Origin of the sequence: Paenibacillus sp. RC21, from assembly GCF_044907935.1 — a bacterium.
Classification (GTDB): domain Bacteria; phylum Bacillota; class Bacilli; order Paenibacillales; family Paenibacillaceae; genus Paenibacillus; species Paenibacillus terrae_A.
Genome location: NZ_JBIYCS010000003.1, coordinates 655,935 through 674,324, shown reverse-complemented (window position 1 = coordinate 674,324; position 18,390 = coordinate 655,935). Strand labels below are relative to the sequence as shown.

Annotated in this window: 18 protein-coding genes and 1 pseudogene; 7 read left to right on the top strand and 12 right to left on the bottom strand. The window is 44.5% G+C overall.

Going from position 1 to position 18,390, the window contains the following annotated elements; genetic code table 11:
• Positions 1-28: 28 nt before the first annotated feature.
• From ABIA61_RS12875 to ABIA61_RS12835, 9 genes are all read right to left on the bottom strand, one after another.
• On the bottom strand, positions 29-1,036 hold the full coding sequence (locus ABIA61_RS12875) for a phosphotransferase family protein (RefSeq protein WP_283655174.1): 1,008 nt from the start codon (positions 1,034-1,036) through the stop codon (positions 29-31).
• Between the two features lie 2 nt (positions 1,037-1,038).
• Entirely contained in the window at positions 1,039-1,530 is a 492-nt protein-coding gene (locus ABIA61_RS12870; protein ID WP_283655173.1) for an 8-oxo-dGTP diphosphatase, read from the bottom strand.
• 63 nt (positions 1,531-1,593) lie between these two features.
• Positions 1,594-2,019: a GNAT family N-acetyltransferase gene (locus ABIA61_RS12865; protein ID WP_283655172.1), complete on the bottom strand. Its 426-nt coding sequence runs from the start codon at positions 2,017-2,019 to the stop codon at positions 1,594-1,596.
• A gap of 194 nt (positions 2,020-2,213) precedes the next feature.
• Positions 2,214-3,239 carry an NAD(P)/FAD-dependent oxidoreductase gene (locus tag ABIA61_RS12860; RefSeq protein WP_283655171.1) on the bottom strand — a complete coding sequence of 342 codons (1,026 nt, stop codon included), beginning with the start codon at positions 3,237-3,239 and terminating at the stop codon, positions 2,214-2,216.
• Positions 3,240-4,220, bottom strand: coding sequence for an ABC transporter substrate-binding protein (locus ABIA61_RS12855; RefSeq protein ID WP_283655170.1), 981 nt, complete (start codon positions 4,218-4,220; stop codon positions 3,240-3,242).
• A 95-nt stretch (positions 4,221-4,315) separates the two neighbouring features.
• A complete protein-coding gene (locus tag ABIA61_RS12850) occupies positions 4,316-5,959 on the bottom strand; it encodes a helix-turn-helix domain-containing protein (RefSeq protein ID WP_283655169.1) in 1,644 nt (547 codons plus the stop codon).
• 175 nt (positions 5,960-6,134) lie between these two features.
• Positions 6,135-7,604, bottom strand: a complete 1,470-nt coding sequence (locus ABIA61_RS12845) for a hypothetical protein (protein ID WP_283655168.1) — start codon at positions 7,602-7,604, stop codon at positions 6,135-6,137.
• A 272-nt stretch (positions 7,605-7,876) separates the two neighbouring features.
• A complete protein-coding gene (locus ABIA61_RS12840) occupies positions 7,877-8,233 on the bottom strand; it encodes a FlxA-like family protein (RefSeq protein WP_283655167.1) in 357 nt (118 codons plus the stop codon).
• Positions 8,234-8,313: 80 nt separating this feature from the next.
• Entirely contained in the window at positions 8,314-9,150 is an 837-nt protein-coding gene (locus ABIA61_RS12835; RefSeq protein WP_283655166.1) for a hypothetical protein, read from the bottom strand.
• 264 nt (positions 9,151-9,414) lie between these two features.
• Here ABIA61_RS12835 and ABIA61_RS12830 point away from each other — a divergent pair, with 264 nt between their 5' ends.
• The 5 genes from ABIA61_RS12830 (at position 9,415) to ABIA61_RS12810 (ending at position 14,168) form a co-directional block, all read left to right on the top strand.
• A complete protein-coding gene (locus tag ABIA61_RS12830) occupies positions 9,415-9,990 on the top strand; it encodes a class I SAM-dependent methyltransferase (protein WP_283655165.1) in 576 nt (191 codons plus the stop codon).
• A gap of 15 nt (positions 9,991-10,005) precedes the next feature.
• Positions 10,006-10,611, top strand: coding sequence for a DedA family protein (locus ABIA61_RS12825; protein WP_283655164.1), 606 nt, complete (start codon positions 10,006-10,008; stop codon positions 10,609-10,611).
• Positions 10,612-11,232: 621 nt separating this feature from the next.
• On the top strand, positions 11,233-11,967 hold the full coding sequence (locus tag ABIA61_RS12820; protein ID WP_283655163.1) for an SDR family NAD(P)-dependent oxidoreductase: 735 nt from the start codon (positions 11,233-11,235) through the stop codon (positions 11,965-11,967).
• A gap of 75 nt (positions 11,968-12,042) precedes the next feature.
• Positions 12,043-12,642 carry an NADPH-dependent F420 reductase gene (locus ABIA61_RS12815; RefSeq protein WP_137063209.1) on the top strand — a complete coding sequence of 200 codons (600 nt, stop codon included), beginning with the start codon at positions 12,043-12,045 and terminating at the stop codon, positions 12,640-12,642.
• Between the two features lie 971 nt (positions 12,643-13,613).
• Complete coding sequence (locus ABIA61_RS12810; protein WP_283655162.1) at positions 13,614-14,168, top strand: TetR/AcrR family transcriptional regulator; 555 nt, start codon at positions 13,614-13,616, stop codon at positions 14,166-14,168.
• Between the two features lie 255 nt (positions 14,169-14,423).
• Here the strand turns inward: ABIA61_RS12810 and ABIA61_RS12805 are convergent, their stop codons facing one another.
• Both ABIA61_RS12805 and ABIA61_RS12800 read right to left on the bottom strand, forming a co-directional pair.
• A complete protein-coding gene (locus ABIA61_RS12805; RefSeq protein WP_014277671.1) occupies positions 14,424-14,558 on the bottom strand; it encodes a hypothetical protein in 135 nt (44 codons plus the stop codon).
• 614 nt (positions 14,559-15,172) lie between these two features.
• Positions 15,173-15,439, bottom strand: a complete 267-nt coding sequence (locus tag ABIA61_RS12800) for a hypothetical protein (protein WP_404519944.1) — start codon at positions 15,437-15,439, stop codon at positions 15,173-15,175.
• A 766-nt stretch (positions 15,440-16,205) separates the two neighbouring features.
• Between ABIA61_RS12800 and ABIA61_RS12795 the strand changes: the two are divergent.
• Positions 16,206-16,497, top strand: a pseudogene (locus ABIA61_RS12795) (hypothetical protein).
• Positions 16,498-16,658: 161 nt separating this feature from the next.
• Entirely contained in the window at positions 16,659-16,748 is a 90-nt protein-coding gene (locus ABIA61_RS12790) for a putative holin-like toxin (RefSeq protein WP_007429455.1), read from the top strand.
• Positions 16,749-17,011: 263 nt separating this feature from the next.
• On the opposite strand, the gene ABIA61_RS12785 is transcribed toward ABIA61_RS12790, so the two are convergent.
• Positions 17,012-18,325 carry an alkaline phosphatase gene (locus ABIA61_RS12785; RefSeq protein ID WP_404580819.1) on the bottom strand — a complete coding sequence of 438 codons (1,314 nt, stop codon included), beginning with the start codon at positions 18,323-18,325 and terminating at the stop codon, positions 17,012-17,014.
• Between the last annotated feature and the right edge of the window lie 65 nt (positions 18,326-18,390).

Here is an 18,390-nt window from a genome sequence, read left to right as displayed (position 1 = left end):
CTCCTATTAAACTCGCAATTCTTCTTGCCTAGTGTTCATATATCTCAATATCCGTGAATTTACGGGCCCAATCTGTAAAAGATTGCTTGTCATCCCAAGTGACCTGCTTCATCGCTTTGGCACAGCCCCAATTTAAAATCTGCTGATGCAGCATATGCACCTGGAAGCGTTCTACAAATCCTTTTTTATCTTCCATCCCTTTCAAGTAAGCTGTAAGAAAACGTCTGGCCAGCTCTTCCTCTCCATTCTCCAGATACATTATGGTTATTTTCGGAAGGTCTGCAACCCCGTCACCAAAATAGGCTGTCGTAAAATCAAAAAGCCCACTGACTCTCCAACCACCATCGCCGTTTTTAACAAGGAAATTTTGCGGTTTAAAATCTCCCATTACAAATGTGTTGGTATCCAGTTGATCGAATGCTTGGCGTGAGCCTTCCAAAATACACTCTACCCATGCTATGTCCTGTGCAGAAATGTCTGAGTATTTTCGGGCATCCTCTAGCCAGTAACGGATACGTCCATATAACCACGCCCGATAAGAGACATCAAAAGGACGAATAGCCAGACTGATTGTATCCAGCTCTCCACTGTTCTCAACCTTCCAGCTATGAAGCTCCAGTAGTACAGTAGCCAGCATTTCAGCCATCTGTTGTTGACCAGGCGGTGTCAGTCTCGCTTGCAGCTCGGGCGTATGTATATGCTGACCGTCTAAACAAGGCATAACAGCATAGCTCCAGCCAAAAATATCCTCGGTTTCATCCACAAGATACGGTGCAGGCACAGGAATTTGGGTCCTTGTATGTAGCTGCTCCACTATAAACTGCTCTTCCACCCATTGCCCTTGAAAAAGCGGGTTGCCCTTCAATACAAATTGTCCAGCCGTCGAAGAAATATAGAGGGTTTGTCCCATGACGCCTTCTGCCGTTTTCCCCGAAGATCGCAGGCGACCCAGATTGAAACGATCCAGCATCCTCTGTAATTGATCATCTGCTACCTCCCCCAACCGGTTAGAGGAAAAATAAATGGTCGTCGTCATCTCTACACCCCATAGTTTTTGACCGTTGCTTCCAAAGTTTCATTCGTGTCCTGTATCCACACCTGGCTCACCTCAAAGGTTCCGGGAGCGAAAAACAATGGGAATCTCTGTTTAAACCAATCCTGCATCGGCAGATCGAGCGCTTCCTCCATATCCACCCATAGCAGTTCTCCTTCTGGAGGATTTTTTAGCAGCTCCCCTTCACTCGCAGTAGCCAAATAGTTAAATACCATGTATCTTAACCCTTTGCTAGGGTCACAAAATTCGTCAATTCCTTTAAATACAATTTCCGTTACGGTTAATCCTGTTTCTTCCTTCACTTCACGAATGGCCCCATTCACAATGCTCTCTGGAAATTCTACTTTCCCTCCTGGCGCGATGTAACCTGGAAAGCCCTTTTTATCCGGTCTGTTGAGGAGCAGTACCTTGGTTCCATCCTGAATCATGCACATGGTATATATTTTGTGTGTTACTTCCGTCGTCAATCCGATCATACCTTTCTTTATCCCTATTCTTTATAGTATAACTCCCTTTAGCCGCATATATTAGAGTCCTCGCTAGATGTTTTTCTTATAATAATAGTGCTTAAAGCCTCGGGGGGCATCATCAATGACGCCGATCACTTCGTACCCATACTTTTCATAAAAATCGGGTGCTTGAAAAGTAAATGTGTTGAGTTGTATAAAGGTACACCCTTTATCTTTGGCGATTTGTTCGATCTCACCAAGCAATTGTGAACCATAGCCCTTCCCTCTGTAGCTCTGATCTATCCACAAAATATCTACCTCCACCCAGTTCCAGCACAGCACACTTAAAAGACCACCGATCACCTGACCATCGTCGTTTTTGAGGGTAAGATTGATCTCCTCATATCGGGTTTGGATATCTTCAGGTATGTGTTTTGCGTTAAATTCAATCAGTTTGTTCCTGACAAATCGCGCTTCATCCTTACTGCTTCGACTCATTTGAGGTTCCAGCGTCATGGCATAAATCCTCCAATTTAAAATTAAAATTTATAATCGCTTGAAATAAGATTTTCACGTTAAGCTTCATCGTAGTTACTGTTTTATATTGTATAAATATTTCCATGTAAAGTCACCTTCTCATTTTTCTTATTACACCAAAAAGATCACAGTAATGATTCGAGAAAAATCTCGTCAATTACTGTGATCTCTTATCAACCTTGTAAGATCGCTTTATTTTTTCCAAAGAAGGCAGAATGATGAGACGAAACACCAGCCATATCTAAAGCGGTTGGTTCCAGATAGAGCTTAGCACTATTTACGGCTAATACGGCATCATTAAATGCTCCTGCAATTAAACGAACCTTACTGCCATAGGTGATAAAGTCTCCAGCCCCAAAGATTCCCGGAATGCTTGTACGCATTCGAGCATCAACAGAGACACCATAATCTTCCCTGTCTAGTCCCCATTTCAATACATCACCAAAATCACGATCAAATCCATGACTGACTACAACTTCATCTACTTCAACCTGCTCTATAGCACCGGTCTTGATATGCTTGAGAGACACGCTTTGAATAGAATCCCCCGTACCATATAAGCAATCTATCATGTACGGTGTCATGACCTTAGCGGATGCTTTCATTTGGGCTACAGGCAGTTCATGTGCAGTAAATTCATCTCGTCTATGAGCCACAATAACTTCTTTGGCCAGCTTTACCATTTCATTCGCCCAATCAACCGCAGAATCTCCGCCCCCTGAAATCAGAACTCGCTTATCTTTAAATCTGGACAAATCTGTAATCACGTAATGAAGGTTCGTCAATTCATACCGATTGGCCCCTTCAACATCCAGCTTTTGAACTTGTGTCATTCCTCTTCCAGCACATAATAATATAGTACGTGTGTAGTGGCATTCACCCGTTTTTGATGTCAGTACAAAGACATCATCATGACGTTCAAAATGTGCGATTTCCTGACCTAACACAATGGTGGGATCAAATGTTTTCGCTTGTCTCTCCAAAGCATCAATTAATCTTTCACATCGTATCGGACCTACTCCGCCCACATCCCAGACTAATTTCTCAGGATATGTACGCATAAATCCGCCTAGCTCCTGTTTAGCGTCAATTAATTTGGTACGCATCGCTCTCATTCCACTATAAAAAGCAGCATACATACCAGCAGGGCCGCCGCCAATAATGGTGATATCGTAAATATCCCGTTGCACTGTATTCATTTAAGGCACCAACTTTTCTACGATATAGTCAATAAGCAGACTTGATCCAATTGGACCTTCACCTTCAACGAAATCACTTGTTTTTAGTGGAAATACATGGTTATTTTTAACTGCGTCCATGTTCTTCCATAACGGACTTTCTTCCAAACTTTTCAGTGAATCTGCACTATTATAATTTTGTATCATTCTCTTCTCAAGGAAAACAAAATCCGGTTTGATTTCAGGTAAAATCTCTAGTGAAAATGGTGTAAACCAGTCTTTTGAGTCTTTAAATATTTCAGGGATTTTTAGCCCAAGTGTTTTATAAAAGAATTCACTGCTCTCGCCAGCTTGTGATCCTAAATAACGGTATTGTTTTGGGTCTACTCGAAGAATAAGCACCGTTTTATTCCCAATAGCTTGATGAATTTTTTCTCTCGCCCTTGTCGCCTTCTCACTAAATTCAGCTAATACCTTTTCGGATTCTATCTTCTTATCGAAGAGGTCTGCTAATTTGGGCATTGCGTCATACATGCCACTACCTGCCTGTAAAGCAATAGTTGGAGCAATCCTGGATACCTTTTCATATACTTGTGCATCCATCCCCTCTCCTTGTGTGATAATCAAATCCGGCGATAAATTAAGCAATTTTTCATAATTCATTTGATACTGTTGCTCTTGAATCATTTTAACTCCATGCTTTTCAAAATATGGCAGACGATAAGCCGGTTCTATTTCGGGAACAAATGAAACCATTTGTGGCGTAATTCCCATTTCAATTAAATACTCTGCATATTTGGAACTCATAACAAGCATATTTTTCGGATGAGATGGGATCGTCACATCTCCAAAAGCATCCTTCACGACTCTTGTTCCACTGCTCTCCTGATTCTCTACGGAAGAAGCCGCTTCCTTCTGATTTGATGCATTGGAACACGCTGCTAATACGAAGGTAAAAGCTAACAGTACGGTTCCCAATCGTATCATCGCCCGTTTTGACATGATGGCCCTCTCTTCTATTGATAATAATTATCATTATCAAAGATTATCAAATAAGAAGATATCCTTCCATAGCTAACAGTGCGTATTGAAGTGGATTATTGTGCTCTATTATTTGGTGAATCCATTAAACTGCTCACGATTTGATCCATAATCATCGTATACCCGACAACTCCACTACCATCCACCCACAGACTCGTATCTATATAGAACACCCGATGATCTTTAACTGCTCTTACATTTTCCCACTGACTGCTCTCCATGAGTTTCTTCATATTTTCCTCTGCGCTGAAATTCTCCATCACACGTTTCTCCACAAATAGATAGTCAGGATTAGCCATAAGTAGTTGCTCAAGGGAACATGGATTAAACCATGCTTCTCCCGCCTTTAGCGGTTCTGGGAGTGATAGTCCTAACTTCTGATACAGCAATTGAGATACCTCGCTTGAATATCCCCCAAGATATCGATATCCAAAGGGTTCTACTCTTAGAACCATGACTGTAGCAGAGGATTCTACTATTCTTTTTAATTGTTTTCTTGCTGCTCTCACTACTTCTTCCATTTGAGCCTGGAGCTTTTCTGCTGCTGCCTTTTTATTAAATAAGGCTGCAAATTGATCAAGCAAAACATCCAAATTGATGGTAAGACCTGTGATAATGGGTGCGATTGTGCGCAATTTCTTCTTTATATCTTCCGTTAACAGATGTCCAATAATCAGCTCCGGCTTCTTTTGTTGAATTAAAGTTATATTCATATCGTATTGTGGTACTTCCAGCAATTCTACTTGATGTTTCTCAAATAATTGCCGTTGATGCTGTGGTAATAGCAGGGGGGTGACCATAACCGCATATGGTATGATGCCTAATTCAATTAAAACGTCAGCACAAAGCGGTGATATCGATAAAATTTTGCGTTGCTCCAAGGTTCGAACATAATTTCTTGGCGACACACCTGTAAAATGTTTGAAGCGGCGGCTAAAATAATGAGCATCCTCAAAACCTACTTTTTTAGCAATCTCTTGAGATTTCGCTGAAGTTAATAACAGCTCTTCTTGTGCGCGATAAATCCTGTATTTCGCTAGATACTCTAGAGGAGGTTGGCCACATAATTCACTAAATTTCCGAGAATAATGCCACTGACTTATGCCTGCCATCTGTGCTAATTGCTCACGTGTAATCACTTCATCGTAATGTTCTTGCATATAGGTGATTGAACGTATAATTCCATTTTCAGTGGTCTGCTGCTCAGTTGGCTGTTTATGATATAAATTCTTCAATAATCCATACAAAAGATGTTGATTCTCAACCATCATCTCACTAATTCCATCACAAACTTGTTCTTCACTCAAACGGTCACGTATACTCGCTAAAAAACCGCGGGTTAACTGCACTTTTTGATAGGCTTCCCCGGTAGGTACATGCCATTCAAATTTCATGATTTCTCGTTCTTGGTGGAAAGAATACGTATCAAACTGAATTTTCCAGCCAGCCAGATCAAGATTCCCACCCTCTAGAACCTCAATCAACGATCCCTTTTCGATTGCAATCAAATACCCAAATGCAACATGGACATGCTGCCCATTAATATTCCAAACCGCTTGCCCGTCTGTAATGAGAATCAGTGCATGGCTAAGAAAATAATGTATTTCTCCTACGGTAAGCCATTTATCAGTTAACGGCTGAGTTGACTCCCATTTCGCAATCCATGCGTTCTCATTTGGTTGTGCTTGTACTCGAGTCAATATTGTTAATCTCCTGTTCCTGCAAATATAAATGATTATGTCAACGATTTTAAGATGAATGCTCTTATTATTTAAAACAAATACGCCCATGCACGGAAGAATCCAACATGGGCTTTAGCTATTTTAACACAATCTTTTTTATAGATTCAACTAACAGCTCTATCAAACGAGCTACTTATGAGGCACTGACTGGAGTCAGCTTGCCGCCGCCAGACAAAGTAATGGTCTCCCCATTCAACCAGCTATTTGCACTCGCACTTGCATCATAATAGATGGTGTGTCCGTTATCCACGATGTTTGAGAGCTTAATGTCGCTGTCTGTCAAAGAGGTTAGATAGGAATCCGCTGTAACGACCCATTTGCTCGTTTTGTCCAAGGTTAAAGTAACCGATTTAGCTGTGTTTTCCGAATTTATAGAACCTTTCAGGGTTGTCTTGTTTTTCAGATTAGCTGTAATGGAACTGATTTTATCCGCAGTGATGCTGCCTGGCAATGTTTGGTTATCTGCGTTCAGTGTCACATTCGCCCCGTTTGAACCTGTGGTTCCCCACTTGTCAGCAGCAGCGTTCAGCAATACTTCTGTATTTCCTTTTAATTTGGCCCCTTTCAGGTTAACCACAGCTTCTGTATTGGTAGAATAGAAGATCGGACCCGCCTTAGCCGTCAATGTACCATCATTCATCGTAAAGACGCTGGTTCCGACCTCGGCATCGCCCGAAAAGCTTTGATACAGCATGACGCCACGATCTACATCTCCAGACAGGCTGGTGTTATTGACCGTAATGCTGTTTCTACCCTCAATGACAGCCGCTTCCGATCCGGTTGCTTTCAAATCCGAATTGGATACAGTAATCGTACCTGTCGAATAGATGCCTGGGGAACCTTTTCCTGTTGTTTTGCCCGTTGCTTTGGTCACATTAATCGTACCGTTACCCCGGTCTGTCGCAATAGCGGCGGAATGCTCACCAGCCGTTTGGATTTTGATATTCGTTGCATGAACCGTTCCCTTCAAGGTAGCATCCAGTCCACGCGAGGAGTCGGCGCTGGTTTGAATGGTAACATCTTTTACATTAATGGTAGAGCCTTCTCCTGTTGCAAACACCGCATTGGCTCCGTTGGCATCCGTTTTAATAGTGGAATCCGACAACTGAATGGTGCTGGCAGAAGCAGCTAAAACCCCGGCGTTCAGGCCGTAAAAGTTACTGTAATCGTCCGATGAGGTAGCGCCTTTTTTAGTCAGAGTGGATTTGGAAAGTGTTAATTTTCCACTGTCCGTTACTTTGACAATCGACTGATCTGCCTGATCCGCAGCAATCGTCTGCTTGGACAGGGTTACACTTTTACTGCTTTGTGTGTATTTTGCTGTTCCGTTATCTGTATAGCTGTCCGAGCCTTCACCTGGTTGTCCGCTGGGTGGCTCGCCATCCGGAGGCGTTCCTTCCGGTGGGGCTTCTACGGTTGCGCTAGTACCTGTGGTACTGGTGTCTGTGGAAGTTACTGTAGCGGGATCCTCTTGAGTGGCTGTTACAGATGATGAAGTAGAAGTAGCGGTCGTCCCGTCCGTCGATGAGCTGGCATAAGCATACGATGCAGTAATGGAAGCCAGCAGTACAGCCGTAGCGATTACATTCAATTTCTTTTTCATAAAATCCATCCCTTTTCATAGAGTATTTTTTGGTGAAGCCTGTATGCATAGACTTGATGGTTCTACAAGGTGTCAGGGAGCTTATAAGGAGTGAATTGCTTGTCCTTATCGGCTACAAACTCATTTTAGAACACTAGATTGAAAATAAAATGAGTGCTTACTGAAGGTTTGCTGAATGCTAAAAAAACAGGCCCCCCGGTGAGGCGGAGAGCCTGCTAACTGCTGTCTTCTGTTGTCTATTGTCTGCCGTAAAATGAGAAGAGAAAGTTTGATTAGATTGAAATATCCAATGACTTCCCAACACCGGTAATGTCGCTACTGTTAGCAGTGTTGACACGAGTGGTTTCCGTGTTGCTTGGTAGAGCTGGCTGTTGCGCTTTTGGAGTTGACGTGCCGGTGGATTGAGAGCTCTGCTGGGCAATTTGCGCTTCAATTTGTTTAATTTGCTGCTGAAGCTGCTTCATTTTTGTTTCTATTGTGTCTTTATTATCCTTACTTTGCTGTACCTTGTTGTACTCCGCTTCAAGTTGAGCTTTTTGCTTTTCCAGACTAGCTGTATCATTGGTACTCGATGAAGATGAGGTGCTTGCAATAGATATAGAACTGCTGGATGTCGATGAAATGTTCATAAAAGATTCCGCCTTTATAATAGTATGTGTTTACAGTTGTGGGCTAACTATACTCTAAGTAATGGTATTGCAAAGTATGACTATGAAGATGATGAAACAGATTGTTCAAAAACTTTAGCGATTTTATCAAATAAAGCCGATATTTCCTCATCTGTCGCATTCGATTCGTCCGTACTGCCCCATGCGTTTTTTAATGCAGACAACAGATCCGTTGCTTGATCATCCTCTGAAGACGTCGAGCCGGACACCAGACTGGAACTCAAAATACTTTGCAAGTCACTCAGGAGAGATCTTTTTTCATCTACGGTAAGTTCCTTGTCAGATGTAGTGCTGTTGTCCTCTTGGTTGGAGGTCTCTTGGATATTCCATGCGAACGGAGGCATAATTCCACCCATCGCTTGCATCATAGGAGGTAGACCGCTGCTATTGACTTCCGACTGGAATGAGTCATCTTTGGGCGGCGGTGCAGGCCGATTATTCTGGATCGTTTCTGCTACTTTATCGAATAGATCCGATACTTCCTCATCCGTTATCGTCGAAATATCCCGATTGGATAATAACTCGGTAACCGAAGCCAGCGGGTTCTTGGTGTTGCTTCTAGTAGGTTCATCTGTTTCAGATAAGGCGCTTGAGGAGGTCAGGTAGCTTTGCAGCTCGGATAATAACGTTTTCTGTTGATCCGTAGTCAACGTAAGCTTATCCTGGTCGTATTTGTAATCATAACTGTAATTTTCCGTAGGAAGCGAGGTTTGCATTCCACCCGCATATTCCATAAATTCCGTGCTCAATTCGAGTGAATCACTCGATTTCTTGTGTGTGGTGTTACCTGTGTTATTTAATCCAGTCTCGTTGGACTTCACCGTATTCGAGGTATCATAGGAAGTCGTGATCAGATGCCTGTTAATGGATAGTGACAAAGTAGATCCCCTCTCAGTGTACATCATTTTTTTAGTTGCCCCCCCCTCTTTCATCGGTAGCGAAACTGAATGCAACCTGAAGATACGCTGAATGATAACTGAATAATTTCCCCACTGCTTCCTAGACTATAGTCAAGGAAAATCCCCGTCTCAGGACGGGGATATGAACCCTACTCCAGACAGGAGCAAGCAAAGGTATAATTTGTTACTCTTAGCAGAGAATAAACGAACGTATTCAGAAAATCGAAAGTAGGGGAACGGTTCATGATCCGTATTAGTCATTTGGTTCAAGAGAGATTTCTATTCTTATTTAAATTTTTGCATTCGCCAGCCTATGTGGGTAGTGTAACACCAAGCTCCAGATTTCTAGCTAAAAAAATGATCGAATCCATTCCATGGAGTGAAATTCATAGTGTTGCCGAGCTTGGTGCTGGTACCGGGGCAATCACTCAATACATTCCATCTGCTGCAAGGGAACAAACCAAGGTACTGCTTTTTGAGAAGGATCAGACAATGCGACGAGATTTAAAAAAGAGATTTCCAAATTATCTTTGTTACTCCGACTCCCTTGAGCTTCAACGTGCTATGCAAAATGCCGAAATTGAACAGCTTGACTGCATTATAAGCGGGCTGCCATTTTTTAATTTCCCCCAAGCGATGCGAGATCAAATTGTAGAACAGATTCACCTATCGCTCAAGGATCAGGGAATGTTTGTCGCCTTTCAATATTCCAAGCAAATGAAACAGCAATTAGAGGAATGGTTTGATATTGAGGAAATCAAGTTTGTGCCTATGAACATTCCACCTGCGTTCGTCTATGTATGCCGGAAGAAAGCATGATTAGGGGGAGTGATTATGGACGTTGAACATTTAATTTCCATCATCGAACAGTATGGCTATGCGGCATTATTTTTTTCCCTATGGCTCGGGATCGTTGGGCTACCCATTCCAGACGAAGTGATTGTGATGACTGGCGGGGCTGTAACCAGCATGGGAATACTTCAACCGTTACTCGCCTTTTTCATCGTATATCTAGGGGTTATATCGGGCTTGTCCTTAGGCTACGTATTGGGAAGATTCTTGGGCACAACCGTTCTGGATCGTTTACGACGAAAAAAGAAAATGGACAAGTACATTACATTTTCGGAAAATTTGGTACATAAGTATGGCAATTTCACCATTTGCATTAGTTATTTCCTGCCGATTGTCCGTCACATCATCCCTTATATTGTCGGAATCAATAAAATGAGCTTCAAGCGTTATGCTCTGTTCTCTTACTCAACAGGCTTGATCTGGACGCTAATCTTCTTTTTACTCGGACATTTCTTCGGCGATCATGTACAAACAGCAGGAGAACTCATACATCGTTATGGCTTACAGATCGCATTGCTTCTCATGGTACTGGCCATACTATTTTTTATAATGAAATATGTTTGGGGGAAGAGAACAACTGAGGAGTAAAGGTTGCTCATGTTCGGCATTCTGGCTTTACTTACCTACATGAAAAAGAAATAGACCGCCCTGACTAAGGAAAACGGTCTATTTCCGACCTTATCTTACGCGGCCGACTGCTCTTTATGCAGTTGTTGTATGCTGAAGCCGTGTTAGCGCACGGCTCCTTACTTATTCTTACCTCATTATAACCGATTTTATAACGTAATTACAGCTATAAAGTCAAATCATAATAATAAAATTCCGGCCAAACTTCTCCTCAAGGATCACTTGGAGAGTTGCGTTGTGGACGCTGTACACCACGGAAATCAAGAAAAGGTACTGTCCGATCTAAATAAAGCGATAATTACATTCGATAGGAAGTGGTTGCTTTGGCAAATGATCTAACGATAAATGACACCACTAACCGGGTGGTGTCATCTACGCTGGTACTACCCCAAGTAGATGACTGCAATTTTTCCTGGCGTCAGCTCGCATGGTTGCCTTGACAAACGGATCAGTGATCCATTATAATTGGATCACTGATCCGAATACAGTAATCGGTGACTGGATCAGTGAAATCCATAAGATACAGCAATCTGTGCAAATGGGCCAGAGATGCTGTCCAACACAACGAAAGGGTGAAAATTCATGGGAAAGCTTGAAGGTAAGGTTGCAGTCATCACGGGGGGCGCTACCGGCATCGGTCGCGCCGCAGCAAAGCGATTCATCGAGGAGGGCGCCTTCGTCTTCATCTTCGGCCGCAGGCAGGAAGCGCTCGACGCCGCTGTGGCCGACCTTGGGCCCAATGCCCGCGCGGTGAAGGGCTCGGTCTCCGATCTGGCCGACCTCGACCGACTCTACGCGGCGGTGAAGTCCGAGCGCGGAACTCTCGACATCGTCTTCGCCAATGCCGGGGCGGGAAGCCAGCTTCCGCTCGGCGAGATCACCGCTGAGCACATTGACGAAATCTTCGACACCAATGTGAAGGGTTCGATCTTCACGGTCCAGAAGGCGCTACCGCTGATGGGCCAGGGCGGTTCGATCATCCTAACGGGATCGAGCGCTGGCACCACGGGCGCCCCGGCAATGAGCGCCTACAGCGCGAGTAAGGCGGCAGTGCGCAACCTCGCGCGGACCTGGGCGGAGGACCTGAAGGGCACCGGCATCCGGGTAAACGTGCTGTCGCCCGGAGCGACGGCAACCGAGCTCGCGAAGGAATCGCTAGGCGAGGAGGGCCAAAAAGTCTTCGCTTCGATGACTCCGCTCCAGCGCATGGCTGATCCGGCGGAGATTGGGGCGGTGGCCGCCTTTCTCGCATCATCGGACAGCAGCTTCATGACCGCCAGCGAGGTCGCCGTCGACGGCGGTCTAGCGCAAATCTGACACGCTACGCCCGGCCGGTCACTCCATTCGATATTCGGAGCCCGTAGGGCGTGGTAAACCAAAGGAGAAGAATATATGAGCTACGCAATTATTGGCTTCGGCAAGATCGGCCAGGCTCTTGCTAAGGCGTTTGCCCGAAGCGGCATCGAAGTATCCGTTGCAACCACTCGCGACCCGGAAAGCTTTGCATCCGCTGCGGCCGCGATCGGACCAGAGATCATTCCCAAAAAATTGGCGGACGCCGTCAAGGCGGACATCATCTTTTTGGCTGTCCGTTTCGAGTCGCACCCGGATGTCGCGAAGGCGCTCCCCACCTGGCAGGGGAAGACCATCGTCGATGTGACCAATGCCTACGGTGTGCCCCCTGAGGAACTGGGAGGACAGCCTTCTTCCAAGTTCGTCGCGCAGGCCTTCACTGGTGGACGATTGGTCAAGGGCTTCAACCATTTGGTGGCTGCCGTCCTTGACCAAGATCCGGCCGTTCATGGTGGCAGGAGAGTCGTGTTCCTGGCGAGCGACGATGACGGCGCAGCAGCGGAGATTGGTGCGCTTGCGGAAAATCTCGGTTTCGCGCCGATCAAACTTGGCGGGCTTTCGGAAGGCGGACTGCTTGTGCAGGCGCGAGGAAATAGCTGGGGTCAACTGATCTTTAAGGATTTGGTCAAGCTCGACTGATGAATCGTGATCGCAAATTCCGATGCAATCCTGCCTCGTGGACAAAGGGCAGCCACAGTTTGATTGAAGCGAGGGCGACGCCGGTAGACAGACGCTTGCCGATCATCTGGCGTGTGCGCGCTTGTGGGTCTGTCTGACGTCCTACTCGGGGAGCTGACGGGCCATGGCACTCCTGCTTGCGCACCTGATCGGGCGTGAGGGTCGGGCTAAGGCGCTGCGCAGCTCACGCCTGGACGGTTTGAACGCCGAGACGATGAAGCTTCGGTCGTGGCCTGCACCCGTCGCGCTTGCAGCTGGCTCGATGGTATGAAATCAAAAAATTCAAGTAGATCGTAGAATCGACGAAAAACCGCAACATACCTAGACCACCTATTACCAACGCATCTACTCCCAATACTGTTGGTGCATCTTTCGGGGTTTTTAAAACAAATTTACCTGCATCCGACTGGAACACCATCCGTGAACAAGTGCGAAATGATGTAATTGGACAAAAGTTGAAAGGCTATGACGACCAAGGAAGAAATGATGGAGATACTGACGAGGAAGATTGAATTTGATATAATGATAATGCAGCACATTGGAGTTGATATTGGATCATGGCTGGCTCCTTAGGGATTCGGCCTGCCCTCGATTCATAATAAAAGCCTGGCTTCTGGTTTACCACATGCTAGCCTTCGGTATTCTTAAGGGATAATGTTACGTAAGCAATACTAACGTTTCAATTTCTTGGCTGGGAAGAAATGAGAGATCACTGATCAATACCGATTAGAAGAACAGTTAAGATCCATTCTCTTTGATACTGAAAGACATATTAGCTTTCGATGGAATGTCCCAAAAACAAATCTTTTTGTGGTTTTTACAGATCAAGTTATAACTAGGCGTATGCCGAGAAAAGTCGCGTACCGGGAACGCAGGGAAAATCAACGCCTGATCGTGACAGTAAGCTTTCGCTATTTGAGTGGGGTGAAAACATGATGCGAGCCGACGCCAGAAAAAATTACAGTCATCTACTTGCAGTCGCGCGTGACGTCGTCGCCGAGCATGGTGTCGATGCGTCCATGCGAGATATCGCCCGCCGGGCCGACGTCGGGTTGGCCACATTGCTTCGTCATTTCCCGACGCGGGAAGCCTTGTTCGAAGCGTTGCTGCGTACGAATCTGGAGGCACTGACGCAGAAGGCAGGCGAACTCGAAACGTCGAATCCACCTGACGAAGCGCTCGTGTCCTGGGTTCGCGAACAGGTGGCTTTCGTCCAAAGCTATAGCGGCGTTGTCGCCTTGATGGCGAGCGCCCACGCGGACCCGGACTCCGCGCTTTACGCTACATGCGCAGCGGTGCACTCAGCGGGCGAGCGACTATTGCTCCGAGCTCAGACCGAGGGAACGGCGCGCGCCGATATGAATGGGGACGACTTGTTCGCCCTGATATCGGCGCTCGGCTGGCTTGTCGGCCAACCTTCATTCGCGCCACGGACCGATCATCTCTTCAATGTTATCACGAGCGCCATCTATGCTACCGGAAAATAGCACCCTCCCTGGAGGCCTTAGAGTCTTTCATTGTCGAAATGAAAAGCAAATTTAAACCTGAATAATGTCCTGCAGTTGGGGGCATGCCTCCTTCAGATCGATGCATAAATAAAATCCCGCCAGTACTGGCGGGATTTTATTTTGCTAGGACGAAGCGCCATATTATTATAGCTGAATTGAATCTTTACTTGCGTAATTTTCGGTTGCGTCTGCGATACTTTGTGTTTCGCTTTAAACTTCTTCTTGATTGCATGTTTAAATCGGGTGGACACAGAGGCAGCTGCAGGCGAATTCAACCGTTTCTTTCGCACCCTGGAAACCCTTGGACCAAGGAATCCCCTTTCCCCATTCGACTACGTGATTCACCATCTCCATCCATTGTTGTTGCATTTGTATTCCTCCTCATTATGATTTTGTTACAATATTCTTTTGTCAAAATCTTTAAAGACTCCTAACAGAGATGCGAGAATTTTAAATTTTTTGATGAATCATATCGTATCCTTCCTTATAAGCACCTCCGATTCTGTATATTCCAGGATTCCATCGCTACTGTGTCTAACCATTCAGGAGCCTGTTTTTCCCGTTATCTAAATAAAGTGAAAAGTTCAAATTTTATTCCAAAAATCTCAAAAAATATGAGTACCGCAAAAAATTAGGCAGAACTGGCTAACGTGTTACGCGGGGAGCTCGCAGGCTTGGAGGCTTGATCGAGTCATTTTATGCCCATCGAGCGAACCGGTTGGATTATTTAGCTGCCTCTCGATTCGTCCAAGGCAGGTACGTGCACCTTCCCGGGTTAACCATTGCCCCACCAGGGACAATAGTTGCTACAGGGTCTAAATTTTTTCTGGGAGGGATAAGTCCGGCAATCGTTTCGTTGTCTTTTCAAAAAGAAAAGGCCCTCTTCAATTCGAAGAGGGCCTCTTACCAGTATCAAAACGTTTCGTTTATTATCCATTCCTTGCTTACATTAATCTATCAGCATTGGAGTACCTTCTATTGGTTTAATTAGTATTATCGATCAGCTGCTTGGCTGCATCTACCGTGGGAAGCTCAATAGAGCGTTTCGTACCAAAGTCTACCCTATAGCCATCCTCCATTCCATACTGGAAAATAGAGTAGCCCTTATGCTCCTCGATCTTCGTATAGGGATCCGGAGTAGCCAGGGAAAAGGAACGTAGCATCAGCAATTTTATCACCGCTGGCCAATTCCACGTCGGCCGTCCCGAGTTGAGACACTTCTTAAATGTTCCCCAGAAATTCAGACTCATCGGTAATTTCGCCTACTTCAGATAAAACGACTTTATCCTTTGGGGGATACTGCTGCAGTAGTTAATACGCGTTGTAGGGGTTTACGTGATATGCATTTATCTAGGGATGGGAATCGCTGGCGTATGGCTTTCGGTTGCTATTGACTTACTCATGCGTGCCGTTTTCTTGCTGTTGCGTTTCAAACGAATATTTCGGCCCCCCCCTTGGATCAAACAATCACGGTTCGTGATTCATGATTTAACTTGGGATTCCTCAAATTTAACATTTTTATCCAAATGCTTGCGGGTGGTGTCAGCTACGCTGGTACTACCCCTAATCTTCATTTACAAATAAATCATTCAATATCCATGATCTTTCCATCGAGATAGAAGAAAACGAAGGATATAATTGTGTGAATCCAATCAATTTATCTTCTTCTGCATCCTTTATGATAAAGATGACAGATTCCATTGCGACAAAACGCTCGCGCTCCCTCGATATCCGATTCAGTTTATAAAATATTCGGTATTAATCAAACAATTCTGCGATTTTATCCAGCTTTTCAATGGTAGCTTGTCTGACAAAAAATCTGTTTATATGGAATAATTTTCCTTTTTTTAAGTCTGTCTAAGAATGTTCACAAAATGTTCGATATTTTCCTATTGATTTGATGTCACTATGATGTCACCTTTCGGTATACCAGATCACTCTGTAATGATACAATATTTACATGATATTTTTTAATAGCGTGTTAAAAATATTTTTCATCCCGAAGGTTTGCAAGTCATGTCTAATTCTTTAGAGATATTAATTGAACCCATCATCAGAAACCGATTAGAAAAATTGTATAGCATGCTTTCCAAAAAACACACCAGAATGCAATCAATTTTCTATGGAATGTAACCAATACTTCCAGCAAATTCGTGAATCCGTTCCTGAACATCTCGAACACACACTATTCTTATATGAAGATGCTCAAATCTCTCTTCAATCTATTTTAGAGAACCAAATATATTTACAAGGATTTAAAGACGCCATACAATTTTTAGATGAATTACGCGTATCTTATACCAACTAATAATTATAATCTAAACCTATTTATCTCAAATAGAAAACAAACACCTAGAAACAGACGTTTTCATTTTTGTCCTTTTTAGCAAGACTATCCATATGATATACTATGAACTAACAACAGAATGGCTTAGATGGGCGGTCGGCTAGTCTCCTGCAAAGGAGGTGATGCCTGTGGAGGTTAAAGATACGCTGATGTTGATGATTCAATTTGCAACGTTGGTGATCTTGATTATTTCCTTCAACAAAAAGAAATAGACCGCCCTCTGGAAAAGGAATGCGGTCATATTTCGATGACTAAAACTTTTTGAACAGCCACCGCCCTTATAAGCGGCTGTTGTCAAAGAGTGAGGATGTTGGTAGCATCCTTACTCTTTTTTAGTATATACCTTTTGGCTATAGTTTATCACAGGAAAAACCATATTGCCAATATGGAAAATCCTTTATTCAGGCACCCAACGGTAGGATTTCCCACCTAATATTCTCTATTCAAATATCAGATGACAGCATTTCATCCCAAGTTATTTTTTCAATTTAAGCAGCTTAACCAGCTTGTCATGAATTGCAGTATTCGGGTAATTTCCGCTAAATTGGGAGGCGCCGGGTCCCATCGCAGTCAGTGCCACATCTACTGCGGTATGCCCTTTTGTCGTCCAATCGATATAAAACGTTTCGTTCGTGCCTTGTATGGTGAATGGACCATCTTCATTCGTGGTGCCGTCGTCGGCTTCGTCTTTCGCATCCTTGCCTTCAATGGCCAAACCACCCGTTTCGTGGTCAGCTGTAACCAGAACCAATGTATCTGGATGCGCTTTGGCATAATCTTTGGCTACTTTAACGGCCTTGTCGAGCTGCTGCCCAGCCTTGATCGTTAATGCGCCTTCATTGTCATGCGCCATCTCATCCGTTCCTTCTTCCTCTACCATCAGGAAAAAGCCTTTTTGGTTTTTGGAAAGAACATCAATCGCTTTCGTCGTCATATCAGGCAAAGAAACGGTTGGGTTATAAGAGTTCCCCAGCTTATTATGAGCTTGGAACATCTCTTCATTGGCGAACAAGCCGAGCAGTTTAGAGCCTTTGGCTGCTTTCATTTCCGCCTGATCTGTCACATAGCTATAGCCCAATTTCTTGGCCTGCTCCACTAAATTTCCTTGAGTTCCCTTACTAGCTTCCTCAGGATCTTCTGCCAGCGCATCTGGATGTTTACCTGCTGTACCCGCAGGATACCAAAAATCCTCACCACCACCCAGAATAACATCCAGCTCGCTATTTTCCAGATACTGCTTAGCAATTTCGCTTTGCGCAGAGCGCTTTTCGACATGCGCACCAAAGGCTGCCCCCGTTGCGTCCGTCACCTGACTTGTCGTTACGACACCTGTGGACATACCTGCCTTTTTCGCCAGCTCCATGATCGTTGTGACGGGCTTTTTATTCAGATCCATCCCGATAGCACCGTTATATGTTTTTACACCTGTTGCAATGGCAGTTGCGGCGGCGGCGGAATCTGTAACCAGGTTGTCCCCTGAGCTTGTGCTAACCAGCCCCGTTACAGGCATGTTATCCATTTCAAGCAATCCCGACTTCCCGACTGTTGCAAGACGAACCGCATTGCGGCTTGCTTCTCCCATGCCATCGCCGATAAAGAGAATGACATTTTTAGGAGCATCGACTTTTACTGAGGTAGACTTCTGTGCTTTGGATACTTGTGCTGTAGTGGACTTTGTATTAGATGAGGCTGCAAAAGTGGTAGGGATGTCAGATGATAACAATGGTGCACCCAAAACCGTAATAGCGCCTAAAGCAAGAATACTCTTTTTCATTGAACGCTTCTTCACAAGGTCACACTCCAGTAGATTTAATATAAATATATGATGAAATAATCATATATTTGAATTGTAAA